The sequence below is a fragment of the Pseudomonas sp. 09C 129 genome, from assembly GCF_002843625.1.
In the GTDB taxonomy this organism is placed as follows: Bacteria; Pseudomonadota; Gammaproteobacteria; order Pseudomonadales; family Pseudomonadaceae; genus Aquipseudomonas; species Aquipseudomonas chlororaphis.
The window spans coordinates 3560466-3575213 of sequence record NZ_CP025261.1; the positions used below are offsets into that span (position 1 = coordinate 3560466).

The following is a 14748-nucleotide window of genomic DNA, read 5'->3' on the forward strand; positions in this document are numbered from 1 at the left end:
TCGTTACGAAACCCGCCGCTTCTGTAGGAGCGAAGCTTGCTCGCGATGACGCCAGAACAGGCAACACCATTTCCCAAATCGATGAAAAAGGCGCCTGGCCGCTGCGCGGATCGCGGGCAAGCCTCGTTCCTACGGAGTATCTGCTGCCAGGCGCTTACTGCTTCAGCGGCGTCAGCACATCGTCCTTGGCGTCCTTGAGCATGAACACCAGCAGCCTGGCGGGTTTGCTGGCGCTGGCGTTGGCCGACACCGGGTGCTGCGAGCCGGCCGGTTCGTACCAGGATTGGCCTGCCTTGTAGGTGATGGCCGGTTCGTCGTTGACCCGCGAGGTGATCTCGCCTTCGAGCACATAGGCCAGGGCCGCGCCCTTGTGCATGTGCGGCACCGTGGCCTGGCCCGGTGCGTAGTCGACGGTGAGCATCAGCGCGGTCTTGCCCGGCAGGTTGTTCAGGGCATGTTCCTGCAGGATCCTGGTTTTTTCCTGGCCGTACTCCGGGTCATGGGCAGCGGCGCCCAGGGCGGTGAGCAGGGTCAGGCCGGCGAGGGCGCAGGTCAGGGCAGCGAGGGTCTTCATGGTCGGTTTCTCCGGTGCGAAAGGGGCCGGCTCAAGGTAAGCCCGCTGGTGCGACCGGCCTATAACCAATCCCGGCAAAGAAGCGCAGACCAATGCCTCAGTGTTCGAAGTCGAGGGCGCAGGCCAGGCGGCGGTCCAGCAGGTCGATGAACCCCTGGGCCGCCGGCAGATGGAAATGCGCCTGCATCTCGGCCGCCGAGCGCCATTGGCCGCTTACGGTCCAGCGGTGCGTGTCCGCTGTGTTGCACTGGGCGCTGTACGCCAGGCAACCGGGAGCCTCGCGCAGGGCGGCGAGAAGTGTGGTCAACTGCTGGCCAAGCTCCTCCGAACGGCCCTGGGCGGCCCTGATTTGCACGATATTGATGGCTGGACTGGACATCTAGAACCCTCCGCGAGTCCTGTAGCCGCTGCCGCAGGCTGCGATCGGCTTGGGCGGCACTCCGACGGAGCAGGTGCAGAATCTCAAGATCGCAGTTGCAGTCACGGCGTTTGCTGGAGGCTCAGAATAGGGCCGCAAGATTGCAACAAAAATAACCAATCCCCGGGAAAAGCCCGGGGCCAATCAGGCGATCTGTTGCAGGATGTCGCGCACCTTGTCCAGGGCCGGGTCGATGTCCAGGGTCTCGATGGCGCCAAAGCCGATGAACAGCCCGTCCCTGGCCGGCTCCTGATAATAGAAGCCATGCAGCGGGTAGAGCCCGACCTCGACCTTCTTCGCCAGCTCCAGCAACAGCGGGATATTCACCGGCACCTTGCACAGCGCCGCCATGTGGAAGCCGGCGGTGGACGGCACCGCTTGCAGCCAGGGCGAGAGGTCGCCGTTCAGGCGCTGCAGGATGCGCTCGCGGCGCCCGGCGTACACCGTGTGGCAGCGGCGGATGTGCTTGAGCAGGTAACCCTCGGCGATGAACTTGGCCAGCGCCCATTGCGGCAGGGTCGAGGTGTGGCAGTCGGTGAGGCGCTTGGCCTTGATCACCGCGCCGAGGATCGCCGGTGGCAGCACCGCGTAGCCCAGGCGCAGCTGCGGCAGCATGGTCTTCGAGAAGGTCCCGACATAGGCCACCACGCCGCGCTTATCCAGGCTTTGCAGGGAATCGGTGGGGCGCCCCTCGTAGCGGAAATCGCTGTCGTAATCGTCCTCGATGACGATCGCCCCCAGCTCCCGCGCCCGCTCCAGCAGGGCCTCGCGGCGGGCCGGGCTCATGGGCATGCCCAGGGGGAACTGGTGGGACGGGGTGACGTAGATCAGCCGCACGCCATCGGGAATCCGCTCGACCTGGAGGCCCTGGTCGTCCACCGGCACGCCGATCACCGTCGCGCCCTGGGCACTGAACAGCAGGCGCGCCGGGGTGTAGCCGGGGTCTTCCATGGCCACCAGGCTGCCGGGTTCGAGCACCACCCGGGCGATCAGGTCCAGGGCCTGTTGCGCGCCGTTGCAGACCACGATGTCGGCCTCGCTGCAGACCACGCCGCGCGAGAACGAGACATGCCCGGCGATCGCATTGCGCAGCGCCGGCAGGCCTTCCGGCTGGCTGTAGAAACCGCCGCTCTGGGCGATCCGCCGCAAAGCGTCCTGGGTGCAGCGTCGCCACTCTTCCTGGGGGAACTGATTGCGGCTGGTGGCGCCGCCGATGAACTCGTAGCGCGAGGTGCCTTCCAGGGTCGGATGGCGCAGGGGCGAGGGCAGCTCGCGCCATTTTTCCAGGCTCTGCGCACAGGCCAGGTCGGCGGCGCTCTGCTTGGGCTCGGCCTTCACCGGGCGGGCATTGACGAAGGTGCCGCGGCCGATCCGGCCGATCAGGAAGTTCTCGTAGGTCAGCAGGCTGTAGGTGTCCGACACCGTCTTGCGCGAGATCCCCAGTTGCTCGGCCAGCAGGCGGCTCGGCGGCAATTGCGCGCCCGCCGCCAGCCGCCCGCACTCGATGGCGTCGCGCAGTTGCCGATACAGCTGGTCGGCCAGGTCCTTGCGCCCGTTGATGACGACATGCAGTTCCATCGATGACATTCCAAAACGATCAGTGCCCGCCAGATTACCCGCCCGGCCGGGTTTGGTGTAGCGGCCTGGTATCGGGATTGGCCTGACATCCTGGCGCGGACTGCGTCCGCGATCGCAGCCTTCGGCAGCGGCTACACCGATTGGGGAAACCACGAGTCCGCGCCACAACCAACCCCTGTAGCCGCTGCCGCAGGCTGCGATAAGCCCGAAGGGCTTCGGCGGTCTTGAGCCGGCCCCGGCTCGATGGACTGCCGATAAACCCCCGGATTGGCTATAGGGGCAGGCCGACGCGGACCTTAGGCTGGGGGAACACCAACACACGCTCAGGGTGACTCCCGATGGAACCCCGCCTGGATTACTACAGCGCCTCGCCGGAAGCCCTCAAGGGCTTGTTGATGCTCGAGGCACAAAGCTTCGACCTGTCCATCGAGAAACCCCTGCTGGAGCTGGTCAAGATCCGCGTCTCGCAACTCAACCACTGCGCGTTCTGCGTCGACATGCACGCAGTGCAGGCGCGCCAGAACGGCGAGAGCGAGCGGCGCCTGTACGCCCTCGGCGTGTGGCGCGATTCGGCGTTGTTCAGCCCGCGGGAGCGTTCGGCGCTGGCCTGGAGCGAGTCGGTGACCCTGTTGTCCGAGTCCGCGGTGCCGGATGCATTGTTCCAGGCCGTGCGTGGCGAATTCAGCGAGCGTGAGCTGGTCGACCTGACGGTCGCGGTGGCGGCGATCAACTGCTGGAACCGCCTGGCCGTGGCGTTCCGCCAACAGCCCAGCGTCTAGCCCGGATTCCTTTTCCATCCACGCCAGCCAATGCTCGGCAAACGGCTGCTCGCGACAGGGCCCGAACACACAACCTCAAGGCCGCTGCGGCTTCACCGAGGTGCCGAAGGTATTGCCCATCCGCGTGCTGGTGGCGGCCGGAGTGGCCAGGCCCATCTGGTTTGGCGGGCGCTTGTGGACCGGCACCTGCAGGGCTTCCTGGTTCTTCTGCCCGGCCTTGGCGCCGTCGGGGTTGTTGCCCATCTGCTGGCTCAGGCAACCGTAGTCCGGGGCCTTGTAGCCACCCACGCTGACATCGATACACCCCTCTGTGGGCGTTTTGCCGGGAGCGGCGGCGGGCGCTTCGACAGGCGCGGCGGCGTGGCCGGCCAGTGGCAGGGCGCCGAGCATCAGGCTGGCGACAAGGGTGCGAAGCTGTTTCATCGGGGGCCTCCTGGCGGGCCCGGGAGGGGCCGTTGCGGTCCTTGAGTGTAAAGCAAGGCGGGTGGCGCAAAGGTGATGGTTTTTTTGCGGGCACCGTCACATCAGGTTCATAAACTGGCCTCAGGATGACGGTTTTCAGGGACAGGTCAGCCGTGCAGCGACGCCGAGCAAAGGTCGGGTATCGGTCTTTCTTTCACGCGGTGTTCGCGCGCTGGGGGCTTGCGCTGCTGTTGGTGCTGGCCGCCTCGGGCGGGTTGCGGGCGGCGCAGCCCGCGTCGCCGATGGTGGATTCGCACCGGCTGCTGGACCTGGACATCGCCGCGCAAGACCTGGCCGAAGCGCTGGAACTGTTCAGCCGCTCGACCGGGATGGCGGTGCTGGTGGACCGCGAGCTGACCCGAGGGCGTCGCTCGGTACGGGTCCAGGGGCGCTACAGCGCCCGGGACGCCCTGAGTCGCCTGCTGACAGGAAGTGGTTTGATGGCCCGTTACGCCCGTTCCGATGCCTTTACCTTGCAAGTCGCCCAGCTCAGCGATGCACCTGCCCCCAAGGGGATGGGCGGCGGTGCCGGGGCCTGGGCCAGCGACAGTTTCGCCAGTGCGCTGCAACGCGCGGTGGAGGCCGGCCTGTGCCGTTCGGAACTGACCCGGCCGGGGCGTTATCGCGCGGTGCTGCAACTGTGGATCGACCGCGGCGGGCATATCGAGCACAGCCGCCTGGTCACCACCACCGGCGATCTGCGGCGCGACGAGGCGCTGGTGCAGAGCCTGAGTGAGACCTGGGTCGAACGACCCGCGCCAAGTTCGCTGCGCCAGCCAGTGACCTTGCTTCTGATACCCGACAGCGCAGGAAAACGCATGGATTGCAGACAACGCCAGGGAGCCTTTGGGGCATGAAGAATACCGGGCACAGTGCGATGGTCAGGTTGTTCCTGACCTCCTACGACGACTTCAAGGTGCGTCTGCGTCGGCGCCTGGGCTCGGAGGACCTGGCCAACGATGTGCTGCACGAAACCTACCTGCGGGTCGACCGCATGGAAGAGCCGCCGAACCTCGCCCAGCCCAATGCCTACCTCTATCGCATGGCCCTGAACATCGCCGCCGACCGCCGCGAGGCCGATGCCCGGCTGCTCACCGGCAGCGAGGTCGAGGAACTGCTGCAGATCAGCGACGAGGCCCTGGACCCGTCGCGGGTGGTGGGCGGGCAGAAGGAAATCCAGTCGCTGCTCAAGGCGCTCTACGAACTGCCGGCGCGCCGCCGCAAGATCTTTATCGCCGCGCGCCTGGAGGAGGCGCCGCACCTGGAAATCTCCCAGCGCTTCGGCATTTCGACACGGATGGTCGAGAAGGAAATCAAGGCTGCCCTGGGCCACTGCGCCTCGCGCCTTGAAAGAAAAGTGATTCAGCGGTTCGGTCCCGGCGCCGGAAAACCGTCCTAGTCACTAAAGGCCCCGATTAATCCGTGAGTACCCGCACGCTTGAACATCTTTAGCATCTCCACTTCTCGGGCGACACCGGACCACCGGCTGCGCAACGAGGCCCAGGACTGGCTGCTCCTGCTGACCTCGGGGCGGGCCACCGCGGCCGACGCCCGGGCCTTGCAGCAGTGGTGCGCGCAGAGCCCGCAGCATGCCGAGGCCTTCGAGCAGGCCAAGTTGCTGTGGCATAGCCTGAAGCCGGCCGCCGAACACTGCCAGCAACAGGCCCAGCCGCGGCGCTTCGGCCGCCGGGCCTTTCTCGGTGGAGCGCTGGCGGCCTCGGTGGCCCTGGTGGCGGTGCGGGTCTCGGTGCCCGGCGGTTTTGCCGGGCTGGGCGCCGACTACCGCACCGAGGTCGGCGAGCAGCGCCGGGTCGAACTGGAGGACGGGCTGAGCCTGGAACTCAACACCCAGACCCGCATCAGCCGGCGCGAACTGGCCGACGGCGGGCAGGGCATCGAACTGCTCGAAGGCGAGGTCGAGGTGTTGAGCCAGAGCGCGCTGCCGGTACGGGTCCAGGCCGGCAACGGCTGGCTGAGCGCCTCCCAGGCACGCTTCAATGTGCGCAATACCAACCACAGTGTCTGCGTGACCTGCATCGATGGCGCGCTGCAGGTCGAGGTCGGCGGCCGGCTGATCCGCCTGGACAGCGGTCGCCAACTGACCTACGACAGCCGCCAGGTCGGCGAGCCGACGGCGGTGGACCCGACGGCGGTGATCGCCTGGCGCGAGCAGGTGCTGGTGTTCGACAACGCCACCCTCAACACGGTGATCGACGAGATCAACCGCTACCGTCCGGGCATGCTGGTGCTGCTCAACGCCGAGCTGGGCAAGCGCAAGGTGCAGGCGCGTTTCAACCTCAACCAACTGGCCGGCGTGGCGCTGCTGATCCGCGACGCCTACGGCGCCAAATGCACCGAATTGCCGGGCGGCGTGGTGCTATTGAGCTGAAGCACAAAACCCGTAGGAGCGAAGCTTGCTCGCGATAGCGTCCGTGCAGACAACCCGCGTGGCTTGGATCGCGGGCAAGCCTCCATTTCGACGGGGGCGTGAGTTTCTGTAGCCGCTGCCGAGCGCAGCGAGGCTGCGATCGACCGCGCAGCGGTCGTAAACCGGGCAATCCAGTTTTCCTGGCAAACCGCGTGCTCAGGTTTGGCGAGGACTTCGTCCTCGGGCGCAGCCTCGCGGGCTCGGCAGCGGCTACAGGTGCGGCGTCCAGCTCGACGCGGCAATCATTCCAACGGCCCCAGCACCTGGCGGTAACGCTCTTCGCCCTGGGGCGTCTGCCGCACCAGGCGGATCTCCAGGCCTGGCGGGTTTTCCTTGCGGTTGCCGCTGAGCTGGCGCCAGCCCTTGTCCCGATCCCAGACCCGCAGCTGCAAGTCGCTGACATGCTCCAGCACCGCCACGCCGTTTTTCGGCGCGGGCAGCGGATAACGATCGCGGGCCGGCGCCGCCGCGCGGTACAGGGTGTCGCCCTTGAGCCACCAGCGCACCCGTTGCAGGCCCTCGCCGGGCGTCGCCGAGCTGCGGATCACATCCAGGCGGAAGGTGCCGCCGTCGGCGCTGCGCACGGTGAGGGCCGCCGGCACATCGACGGCTTCGGCATCGGCCCCGGCCGGCACCGGCTCCATCAGTTCGACACTGGCCCGCAGCGCCACGTCCCGTTCCAGCTGGTGCAGGGTGCGCAGCAGTTCCTCGGTCTGCGCGCTGCTGGCCTGCAAATGGCTGTCGGCCCGGCTGACGCTGTCCAGCCCGCGCCAGGCGATCACGCTGACCACCGCCATCAGCAGGATCGCCACCATCACCTCGATCAGGGTAAAGCCGCCTTGGCGCTTGTTTATCCGCGCCCTCATGGCTGTGCCACCACCCGGACCACGCCTGTGGCGGTGCGTTGCACCGTCAGGCTGTGCCGGCCGTCGGACAGTTGCACCTGCAGCGGCGCGTCGATCCATTCGCCGTTGAGCACCAGCCGCGGGCCGGGCTCGATGCGCACTTTGATCGTCGGGCTTTCCCAGGGCCGCGGGCGCAGCTGCGGGTCGTCCTTGAACTGATCGAGGCCGCGGCCGTCGTCGCTGGGCCGGCTGAAGGCGAAACCCTTGGCATCCGCCCGCCAACTGATGGGCCGGCCATCCACGCGGGCCTCGGCCTGGGCCACCTGGAGCAACTGCGCCAGGCGCTCGGCATCCTTGCGCAGGCCCTGCAGCGGGTCGGGGCGGATGCTCAGGCTGATGGCGGCGCTGGCGATCCCGATGATCACCAGCACCACCATCAGCTCGATCAGGGTGAAGCCCTGTTGTCGGGATGGGGTCATGGGGCGCGCTCCTGTGCGTCGGTTTTCATCCTGCCCGGCGAATGTGAAATAAAAACGTGACCATTGCGCGCTAGGCTGCGAAGACGGACAAACAGGAGGTCCTTGCCATGGCATTCGTCCATCGATTTTCCCCGCCGCAGCTGGTGCAGTCCGTGGCCCTGCTGGCGATCGTGGCCGGGGTGGCGACCTGGTCGTCGCTGCTGCTGACCCCCGCCGAGTCACGCACCCCGCAGGCGCCGCCGCAAGCCCTGGCCGCCCAGGCCCAGAGCCCGGCGCAGCAGTGGTTTTCCAACCAGCCGCTGGCGCTGGACATCAAGGTCACCGGGCTGATGGCCAGCCCCCGCGGCGCGGTGGCGATCCTCAGCCTCAACGACGCGCCGCCGCGCAGTTTCCTGGTGGGCGAGCGCCTGGCCCAGGGCGTGCAACTGGTGGCCATCGAGGGCGACGGGGTGGTGATCGAGCGCGGCGGCGAGCGCTCGCGGCTGGATGTCAGCAAGTTGCCGGAAAGCCCGGCGTTGCCGGTGCTGACCCGGCAGTGATGGCTCTGTACGACAAGTGGCTGCACGCTGGAGCCTTCGGCGCTACGCAGGCCATGCCTAGCGGAGTCCCCTGTAGGAGCGAGCTTGCTCGCGATGGACCCGAGAACGCCGCGTTCATCCACTCAACACGCATTATCGTTAACGTCCATCGCGAGCAAGCTCGCTCCTACAGGGTTATTCCTTAGCGATTGGGGTTTTTTGGTGTGCGCGCAACCAGGGTGTCCAGGCGCGCCAGGGGCGGGGCCTCGCGGCTGCGGTCGAGGACCCGCACGCTGACCCGGGACAGCCGTGGGTCGGGGCTGGGCGCGATGTTCTGTTCGCAGCGCAGCTTGAGCCGGCCCTGATCGCATTCGATGTTTTTGGTCCCGGGCGGCAGGCGGCCTTCCAGGCGCAGCTCCGCCAGGCGCGACTGGGCCGCCAGCAAGGCGATGGATTTATCCCGCAACAAACCATTGCTCTGGGTCATCAAGCCGGCCACGCGGATCGCCGCCGACATGGCCACGGCGATGATCGCCAGCGCCACCAACACCTCGATCAGGGTGAAACCCCGCTGTTTAGCGGCTGGCGGTCCGGCGGGTCGTTTGAGTAGTGGCTGGCGGGGCCCCGGCATGGACGTCTCGTGGCGCAAATGGAGGCTTGCAGGCTACATGGCAAATTTGACCGATTGGCTACGGACGCTCCCGAGCAACGTCAATATCACTGACATATTTTCTTGTAACACTGCCCGACGAATCGAAATCAAGCCAAGGAACGTCGAGATGGATGTCGTGCGCTTCACGTCACACCCCCAGCCTCATCTTCAGCCCCGCCTCCAGCCCCGCCGCCCACGCGGACAGGGCGGTTTCACCCTGATCGAGATCATGGTGGTGGTGGTCATTCTCGGGATCCTCGCCGCGATGGTGGTGCCCAAGGTACTCGATCGTCCGGACCAGGCCCGGGCCACCGCGGCCAAGCAGGACATCGGCGGGCTGATGCAGGCCCTCAAGCTCTATCGCCTCGACCACGGCACCTACCCGAGCATGAACCAGGGCCTGAAAGTGCTGGTGGAGCGCCCGGCGGATGCCAAGAACAGCAACTGGCGCTCCTACCTGGAACGCCTGCCCAACGATCCCTGGGGCCGTCCTTACCATTACCTGAACCCGGGGGCCAATGGCGAAGTGGATGTGTTCTCCCTGGGGGCCGACGGCCAGCCAGACGGTGACGGCGTGAATGCCGATATCGGCTCCTGGCAGTTGTAAGCGCCGCCATGACAGCCCGTTCGCCGACAGCGGCGAAACAGCGTGGCATGGCCATTATCAGCGCCTTGTTGATCGCCGCCGTGGTGGCGGTGATCGCCGGCGGCATGCTGACCCGCCAGACCCTGTTCACCCGCGGGCTGGAAAGCGAGCAGCTACGGGTCCAGGGCAGCTGGCAGTTGCAGGGCGGCATGGAGGTCAGCCGCCAGCGCCTGTGGGAAGACCGCCAGCGCGACGTGCTGACCCGCCTCGACCAGAACTGGGCGCGGCCGATCCAGCTCGCGGCCCTGGGGCCGGGCGCCGGGCCGTTCGAGGGGCGGCTGGAGGATGAGCAGAGCAAGTTCAACCTGCGTAATCTGCTGGCCAATGACCGGCTCGACCCGTTGCAGATAGAGAATTTCCAGCGCCTGTGCGAGCTGCTCGGGGTCAGCGCGACCCTGGGCCAGCGCATCAGCCAGCGGGTGATCGCTTCCTACCCACGGCAGTTGAGCCCGGAAGGCACGGCGGCGCCGGTCAATAACGGTTTCCACAGCGGTCGCGACACTTCGCCCGAGGCCGCGCGCAAACCGCTGCTGGCCAAGCAACCGATGCTGCGCAGTCTCGACGACTTGCTGGGGGTGAACGGCGTCGACGAAAAGCTGCTGGCGCGCCTGCAACCCTTTGTCACCATCCTGCCGGCCAATACCTGGGTCAACGGCAACACCGCCAGCGCCGAAGTGCTCGCCGCGACCGTGCCGGGGCTGGCGCTGCCTCGGGCCAAGGCACTGATCGCTGAGCGCGACAGCGGCCAGTGGTTCATCAACCAGGGTGATTTCATCAATCGCCTGCGCATGCCGCAGGTACCGGCGGATGCGGTGCGGGTCGGCATCACCAGCGAATGGTTCCGCCTGCAAGGCCAGGCCCGTGGCGAGCGGCGCCGGGTCAAGCTGCTGGCCTTGCTGCACCGCAGCGAAGACAACATGCCCCGAGTGATCTGGTCGCGGGTGGGCGTATGAGCCGCTTGCGCGTCAGCCTGCCGCCCTTGCATTCGCTGACGGCCGAGAGCCGGGTTAGCTTTGCCCGGCTTCAGGCTAAGGAAGGCCAGGTCAAGGAAGCCGGCGAAGCCAGCCTGATGCAACTGGGGCAGATGCCCAAGGCGCCGGCGGTGGAGTGTTTCCTGCACCCCGAGGACAGCCTGCTGGCGAGTATCGAGCTGCCGGCCCTGGCCCCGGCCAAGGTCAGCGCGGCGGTGGCCTGTGCCGCCCAGGCGCTGATTCTCGGCCACAGCGACAGCCTGTACGTGGCCCACAGCCCGCGCGACAGCGACGGCCAGGTGCACATCAGCTGGTTGCCGCGCGAGGCGCTGGCGCGGCTCGGCCAGGTGCTGGAGCAGTCCGGCCTGAAACTGCGCGGCCTGTACCCGGCGCCCTATGCCTTGCCGGTGCCGGCGGCGGGCCAGTTGAGCGCCTGCCTGCAAGACCAGCACCTGTTGCTGCGCCATAGCCCGCGGCAGGGCAGTGTGCAACCGCTACCCGAAGATGCCTTGCAGGCGTTGCTGGCCAACGGCGCCGGGTTGCAATGGATAGGCGAGGCGGCCCCGCCAGCGGCCCTGGAGCAACTGCCGGACAGCTGCCGCTGGACCGGCCAGGCACCCGACTGGGGCCTGCACGGCGGGGTGCAGGACAACAGCGCTCGCCAGCAGGGCTGGGGTCGTGCCGCGGCGCTGTGCGCGGTGGCGCTGGTGGTCTGGACCCTGGGCCTGAACCTGTACGCCGCGCGCCAGGCGGCCCAGGGCCAGCAGCTCAAGGCGCAGATGAGCCAACGGGTGCAGCAGGTGTTCCCGGAATTGCCGGTGATCCTCAACCCCCTGCAACAGGCGCGTCAGCAACTGGCGGCGCGGCAGAGCGGGGCCAGCGGCGACGCTCCGCACAGCTTCAACAGCCTGGTGCTGCAGGCCAGCAATGCCATGCCTTTCGTGATCGGCGGGGTCGAGCGTTTGAACTATCAGAACGGCGAATTGCAGCTGAGCCTGCTCAGCGACACCCGTGTCCCTGCGCCCGACAGCGGCTGGCAGGGCCTGCTGACCCAGGCCGGGCTCGAAGCCAGCCCCGGCGACCAGGGCTGGACCCTGCGCGCCGCCACAGGCATGGCGACCGGCGCGGTGCCGATGGAAGCCGACGACAGCGAGGAAGACGAGGATGAATAAGCTGAACCTCAGCCGTTACCGGCAACGCTGGCAGCGTCAGGCCGCCCAGGCACAGCTGTACTGGAGCGGCCTGGCCCTGCGCGAGAAACGCCTGCTGGCCGGCGCGGCGGCGCTGCTGGGTGGCCTGTTGGTGTGGCTGGTGCTGATCGAGCCGGCGCTGGACAAGATCGATTACTGGCAGGCCGAGCTTCCCAAGCTGCGCTCCCAGTCCGAAGCCCTGGAGCTGGTGCTGCACCAGGCCGGCGGGCCCCGTGGCGGCGAGCCGGGGCAGAGCCTGGAGCAGTCCTTGCGCCAGACCCTGGATGCCGCCGGCCTGCAGGGGCTGTACCAGTTGCAGGTGGCGGGCGAGGGCGAGTCCCAGGCCTGGCACTTGAGTTTTCAAGAGGCCCCGGCGGATGCCGTGGTCGGTTGGCTGCTGGGCAATCCCCGGCAGTTTTCCCTGGAAGTGATGGAGGCCCGCCTGCAACGCGCGGGGCCGGCCGACATCGATGGCACGGCAGGCAAACTGTCCGGAACCGTTCGCATGGATCAGGCGCTTGGCGCTAAGGAAGCTTCATGAAGTGGTCAGGTTCTTTTTACGCCCGCCAATCGTGCAAGGCGCTGCCCTTGCTCCTGCTGGGGCCGCTGGCCCTGGCGCTGGCGGCGTGCAGTCACAACCAGGAGCCACAGCCACCGTTGCTGGTGGACAGCGAACTGGGGCGGCCCCTGGGCGAGACCAATCGCAGTGGCGGCGATGTGGTGGCCGAGCGGGAACGGGCCCAGGCGCAACAGACCCAGCGTCCCAAATTCCAGCATCCGATCAGCCGTGCGGGACGCGCGCCCGGTGCTCCCGCCGCCAGCAGCACCGTGGTGCGCAATCCCCTGGGCGACCAGCCGGTGCGCCTGAATTTCGTCGATGTCGATATCCAGGCCGTGGTCCGGGCGCTGGCGCGTTCCACCGGCCAGCAGTTCCTGGTGGACCCGCGAGTCAAGGGCAACCTGACCCTGGTCAGCGAAGGCGAAGTGCCGGCCCACCAGGCCTACGACATGCTGCTGGCGGCCCTGCGCATGCAGGGCTTCAGCGTGGTGGATGTCGGCGGCGTGGCCCAGGTGGTGCCGGAAGCCGACGCCAAGCTGCTCGGCGGGCCGATCTACAACGCCGGCAAGCCGTCGGCCAACGGCATGCTGACCCGCACCTTCCGCCTGCAATACGAAAACGCGGTGAACCTGATCCCGGTACTGCGCCCGATCGTGTCGCCGAACAACCCGATCAACGCCTACCCGGGCAACAACAGCATCGTCATCACCGACTACGCCGAGAACCTCACCCGGGTGGCGCAGATCATCGAAGGCATCGACATTCCCAGCGCCCTGGACACCGATGTGGTGCCGGTGCAGAACGGCATCGCCGTGGACATCGCCGGCATGGTCTCCGAGCTGCTGGAAACCCAGGGCGCTGACCCGACCCAGAAGGTCAGCGTGGTCGGCGACCCGCGTTCCAACTCGATCATCATCCGCACCGGCAGCCCCGAGCGCACCGAGCTTGCGCGCAACCTGATCTACAAGCTGGATAACGCCCAGAGCAACCCGAGCAACCTGCACGTGGTGTACCTGCGCAACGCCCAGGCCGGCAAGCTGGCCCAGGCCCTGCGCGGCCTGCTCACCGGCGAGAGCGACAGCGGCACCGGCGACAACGCGCGGGCCATGCTCGGCAGCATGGGCGGCATGAGCCAGGGCGGCAGTTCCAGCAGCGGCCAGAGCGGCAGCACCAGCTCCACCAGTGGCAGCTCCAGCCTCGGCGGCGCCAGCTCCGGCAGCGGTTATGCCCAGGGCGGCAGTTCCAGCAGCAGCCAGGGCGGCACCCAGGCCTCCGAGCAGAACACCGCCTTCAGCGCCGGCGGCGTGACCATCCAGGCCGATGCCACCACCAACACCTTGCTGATTTCCGCGCCGGAACCGCTGTACCGCAACCTGCGCGAAGTCATCGACATGCTCGACCAGCGTCGCGCCCAGGTGGTAATCGAAAGCCTGATCGTCGAAGTCAACGAAGACGACGCCGCCGAATTCGGCGTGCAGTGGCAGACCGGCAACCTGGGGGGCAGCGGCGTCATCGGCGGCGCCAACCTTGGCGGCAGCGGCCTCAACCTCAACGGCAAGACCAGCATCGACGTGCTGCCCCAGGGGCTCAACGTCGGCCTGGTCAACGGCACCGTGGACATCCCCGGGATCGGCAAGATCCTCGACCTCAAGGTGCTGGCCCGGGCCCTGAAGAGCAAGGGCGGGAACAACGTGCTGTCGACCCCGAACCTGCTGACCCTGGACAACGAAGCGGCGAGCATCTTCGTCGGCCAGACCATTCCCTTCGTCACCGGCAGCTACGTCACCGGCGGTGGCGGCAACAGCAACAACCCGTTCCAGACAGTGCAGCGCGAAGAAGTCGGCCTGAAGCTGAATGTGCGGCCACAGATTTCCGAGGGCGGCACGGTCAAGCTCGACATCTATCAGGAGGTCAGCAGCGTCGACCAGCGCGCCTCGGTGCAGGCCGGCACCGTGACCAACAAACGCGCGATCGACACCAGCATCCTGCTCGACGACGGCCAGATCATGGTCCTCGGCGGACTGCTGCAGGACGGCTACAGCCAGAGCAACAACGCGGTGCCGTGGCTGTCGACCATCCCCGGGATCGGCGCGCTGTTTCGCAACGAAAGCCGCTCGACCAACAAGACCAACCTGATGGTGTTCCTGCGGCCTTACATCATTCGCGACAGCGCCGCGGGGCGCAGCATCACCCTCAACCGCTATGACTTCATGCGCCGCGCCCAAGGCGGCCTGCAGCCGGACCGCAGCTGGGCCATGCCGGACATGCAGGCGCCGCAATTGCCGACGGCGGAGCAGGGGGTGCCGGGGGCTGTGCCGGTATCGGCGCCAGCGCCGAACCCGGGGCAGGTGCCGAGGGCGAGGATCAGAGCGGTGCCGGTGCAATGAGTTCGCTTGTTGTGGTTATGCGCCGGGTGTCTGACGGGGTACATATCCGTTGCTGCGGTAATGGCGGCTTAGGGTTCCGCCCTTACGGCGGGGGCGGGGTACATATCCGGTACTGCGGTCACGGCGGCTGGCGGTTTCGCCCTTACGGCGACTCACTTTTTTCAAACGCCAAAAAAGTAAGCAAAAACGCTCGTCCCTCCATTCGGTGCCTCGCTAGGGCTCGGCATGCCCTCACTCCGGCATTGCTCCGGGGGCCCGCCGC

Annotated in this window: 17 protein-coding genes; 10 read left to right on the plus strand and 7 right to left on the minus strand. The window is 67.3% G+C overall.

Annotation, left to right across the window (positions count from 1 at the left end):
• Positions 1 to 154: 154 nt before the first annotated feature.
• The 3 genes from CXQ81_RS16210 to CXQ81_RS16220 form a co-directional block, all read right to left on the minus strand.
• Complete coding sequence (locus CXQ81_RS16210) at positions 155 to 574, minus strand: cupin domain-containing protein (RefSeq protein WP_007925791.1); 420 nt, start codon at positions 572 to 574, stop codon at positions 155 to 157.
• Between the two features lie 97 nt (positions 575 to 671).
• Entirely contained in the window at positions 672 to 953 is a 282-nt protein-coding gene (locus tag CXQ81_RS16215) for an antibiotic biosynthesis monooxygenase family protein (RefSeq protein WP_101337802.1), read from the minus strand.
• Between the two features lie 183 nt (positions 954 to 1136).
• Positions 1137 to 2570 carry a PLP-dependent aminotransferase family protein gene (locus CXQ81_RS16220; protein ID WP_101337803.1) on the minus strand — a complete coding sequence of 478 codons (1434 nt, stop codon included), beginning with the start codon at positions 2568 to 2570 and terminating at the stop codon, positions 1137 to 1139.
• A 338-nt stretch (positions 2571 to 2908) separates the two neighbouring features.
• Here CXQ81_RS16220 and CXQ81_RS16225 point away from each other — a divergent pair, with 338 nt between their 5' ends.
• The gene (locus CXQ81_RS16225; RefSeq protein WP_101337804.1) at positions 2909 to 3349 is read left to right on the plus strand and encodes a carboxymuconolactone decarboxylase family protein; all 441 of its coding nucleotides are present in this window, start codon (positions 2909 to 2911) and stop codon (positions 3347 to 3349) included.
• A gap of 75 nt (positions 3350 to 3424) precedes the next feature.
• Here CXQ81_RS16225 and CXQ81_RS16230 read toward each other — a convergent pair whose 3' ends face one another.
• A complete protein-coding gene (locus CXQ81_RS16230; RefSeq protein ID WP_101337805.1) occupies positions 3425 to 3772 on the minus strand; it encodes a hypothetical protein in 348 nt (115 codons plus the stop codon).
• 281 nt (positions 3773 to 4053) lie between these two features.
• On the opposite strand from CXQ81_RS16230, the gene CXQ81_RS16235 reads away from it, so the two are divergent.
• From CXQ81_RS16235 to CXQ81_RS16245, 3 genes are read left to right on the plus strand one after another with little or no spacing between them, the layout of a single operon-like run.
• On the plus strand, positions 4054 to 4668 hold the full coding sequence (locus CXQ81_RS16235; RefSeq protein WP_101339427.1) for an STN domain-containing protein: 615 nt from the start codon (positions 4054 to 4056) through the stop codon (positions 4666 to 4668).
• Entirely contained in the window at positions 4665 to 5210 is a 546-nt protein-coding gene (locus CXQ81_RS16240) for an RNA polymerase sigma factor (RefSeq protein WP_087091143.1), read from the plus strand. Before CXQ81_RS16235 ends, CXQ81_RS16240 begins: the two co-directional genes overlap by 4 nt.
• Positions 5211 to 5249: 39 nt before the next feature.
• On the plus strand, positions 5250 to 6200 hold the full coding sequence (locus CXQ81_RS16245; RefSeq protein ID WP_101337806.1) for a FecR domain-containing protein: 951 nt from the start codon (positions 5250 to 5252) through the stop codon (positions 6198 to 6200).
• Positions 6201 to 6481: 281 nt separating this feature from the next.
• Here the strand turns inward: CXQ81_RS16245 and CXQ81_RS16250 are convergent, their stop codons facing one another.
• Entirely contained in the window at positions 6482 to 7105 is a 624-nt protein-coding gene (locus tag CXQ81_RS16250) for a type II secretion system protein GspJ (protein ID WP_101337807.1), read from the minus strand.
• On the minus strand, positions 7102 to 7563 hold the full coding sequence (gene gspH / locus CXQ81_RS16255; protein WP_101337808.1) for a type II secretion system minor pseudopilin GspH: 462 nt from the start codon (positions 7561 to 7563) through the stop codon (positions 7102 to 7104). The genes CXQ81_RS16250 and gspH overlap by 4 nt, the downstream gene beginning before the upstream one ends.
• A 107-nt stretch (positions 7564 to 7670) precedes the next feature.
• On the opposite strand from gspH, the gene CXQ81_RS16260 reads away from it, so the two are divergent.
• Positions 7671 to 8102 (plus strand): type II secretion system protein N, encoded by a 432-nt coding sequence (locus tag CXQ81_RS16260; RefSeq protein WP_007930664.1) that lies wholly within the window; start codon positions 7671 to 7673, stop codon positions 8100 to 8102.
• Between the two features lie 181 nt (positions 8103 to 8283).
• Here CXQ81_RS16260 and gspI read toward each other — a convergent pair whose 3' ends face one another.
• Positions 8284 to 8712 carry a type II secretion system minor pseudopilin GspI gene (gspI, locus tag CXQ81_RS16270; RefSeq protein WP_101337809.1) on the minus strand — a complete coding sequence of 143 codons (429 nt, stop codon included), beginning with the start codon at positions 8710 to 8712 and terminating at the stop codon, positions 8284 to 8286.
• 148 nt (positions 8713 to 8860) lie between these two features.
• On the opposite strand from gspI, the gene gspG reads away from it, so the two are divergent.
• From gspG to gspD, 5 genes are read left to right on the plus strand one after another with little or no spacing between them, the layout of a single operon-like run.
• Positions 8861 to 9340: a type II secretion system major pseudopilin GspG gene (gene gspG, locus CXQ81_RS16275; RefSeq protein ID WP_016704695.1), complete on the plus strand. Its 480-nt coding sequence runs from the start codon at positions 8861 to 8863 to the stop codon at positions 9338 to 9340.
• 8 nt (positions 9341 to 9348) lie between these two features.
• Positions 9349 to 10332, plus strand: coding sequence for a type II secretion system minor pseudopilin GspK (gspK, locus tag CXQ81_RS16280; RefSeq protein WP_101337810.1), 984 nt, complete (start codon positions 9349 to 9351; stop codon positions 10330 to 10332).
• On the plus strand, positions 10329 to 11522 hold the full coding sequence (gene gspL, locus CXQ81_RS16285) for a type II secretion system protein GspL (protein ID WP_101337811.1): 1194 nt from the start codon (positions 10329 to 10331) through the stop codon (positions 11520 to 11522). The genes gspK and gspL overlap by 4 nt, the downstream gene beginning before the upstream one ends.
• The gene (gene gspM, locus CXQ81_RS16290) at positions 11515 to 12081 is read left to right on the plus strand and encodes a type II secretion system protein GspM (protein WP_101337812.1); all 567 of its coding nucleotides are present in this window, start codon (positions 11515 to 11517) and stop codon (positions 12079 to 12081) included. Before gspL ends, gspM begins: the two co-directional genes overlap by 8 nt.
• Complete coding sequence (gene gspD / locus CXQ81_RS16295; protein ID WP_101337813.1) at positions 12078 to 14486, plus strand: type II secretion system secretin GspD; 2409 nt, start codon at positions 12078 to 12080, stop codon at positions 14484 to 14486. Before gspM ends, gspD begins: the two co-directional genes overlap by 4 nt.
• Positions 14487 to 14748: the final 262 nt, after the last annotated feature.

Bases quoted from the DNA above. Each gene is read 5' to 3' on its own strand.
- CXQ81_RS16210 (WP_007925791.1), bottom strand. From the start codon at position 574: ATGAAGACCCTCGCTGCCCTGACCTGCGCCCTCGCCGGCCTGACCCTG.
- CXQ81_RS16215 (WP_101337802.1), bottom strand. From the start codon at position 953: ATGTCCAGTCCAGCCATCAATATCGTGCAAATCAGGGCCGCCCAGGGC.
- CXQ81_RS16220 (WP_101337803.1), bottom strand. From the start codon at position 2,570: ATGGAACTGCATGTCGTCATCAACGGGCGCAAGGACCTGGCCGACCAG.
- CXQ81_RS16225 (WP_101337804.1), top strand. From the start codon at position 2,909: ATGGAACCCCGCCTGGATTACTACAGCGCCTCGCCGGAAGCCCTCAAG.
- CXQ81_RS16230 (WP_101337805.1), bottom strand. From the start codon at position 3,772: ATGAAACAGCTTCGCACCCTTGTCGCCAGCCTGATGCTCGGCGCCCTG.
- CXQ81_RS16235 (WP_101339427.1), top strand. From the start codon at position 4,054: ATGGTGGATTCGCACCGGCTGCTGGACCTGGACATCGCCGCGCAAGAC.
- CXQ81_RS16240 (WP_087091143.1), top strand. From the start codon at position 4,665: ATGAAGAATACCGGGCACAGTGCGATGGTCAGGTTGTTCCTGACCTCC.
- CXQ81_RS16250 (WP_101337807.1), bottom strand. From the start codon at position 7,105: ATGAGGGCGCGGATAAACAAGCGCCAAGGCGGCTTTACCCTGATCGAG.
- gspH (WP_101337808.1), bottom strand. From the start codon at position 7,563: ATGACCCCATCCCGACAACAGGGCTTCACCCTGATCGAGCTGATGGTG.
- CXQ81_RS16260 (WP_007930664.1), top strand. From the start codon at position 7,671: ATGGCATTCGTCCATCGATTTTCCCCGCCGCAGCTGGTGCAGTCCGTG.
- gspI (WP_101337809.1), bottom strand. From the start codon at position 8,712: ATGCCGGGGCCCCGCCAGCCACTACTCAAACGACCCGCCGGACCGCCA.
- gspG (WP_016704695.1), top strand. From the start codon at position 8,861: ATGGATGTCGTGCGCTTCACGTCACACCCCCAGCCTCATCTTCAGCCC.
- gspK (WP_101337810.1), top strand. From the start codon at position 9,349: ATGACAGCCCGTTCGCCGACAGCGGCGAAACAGCGTGGCATGGCCATT.
- gspL (WP_101337811.1), top strand. From the start codon at position 10,329: ATGAGCCGCTTGCGCGTCAGCCTGCCGCCCTTGCATTCGCTGACGGCC.
- gspM (WP_101337812.1), top strand. From the start codon at position 11,515: ATGAATAAGCTGAACCTCAGCCGTTACCGGCAACGCTGGCAGCGTCAG.
- gspD (WP_101337813.1), top strand. From the start codon at position 12,078: ATGAAGTGGTCAGGTTCTTTTTACGCCCGCCAATCGTGCAAGGCGCTG.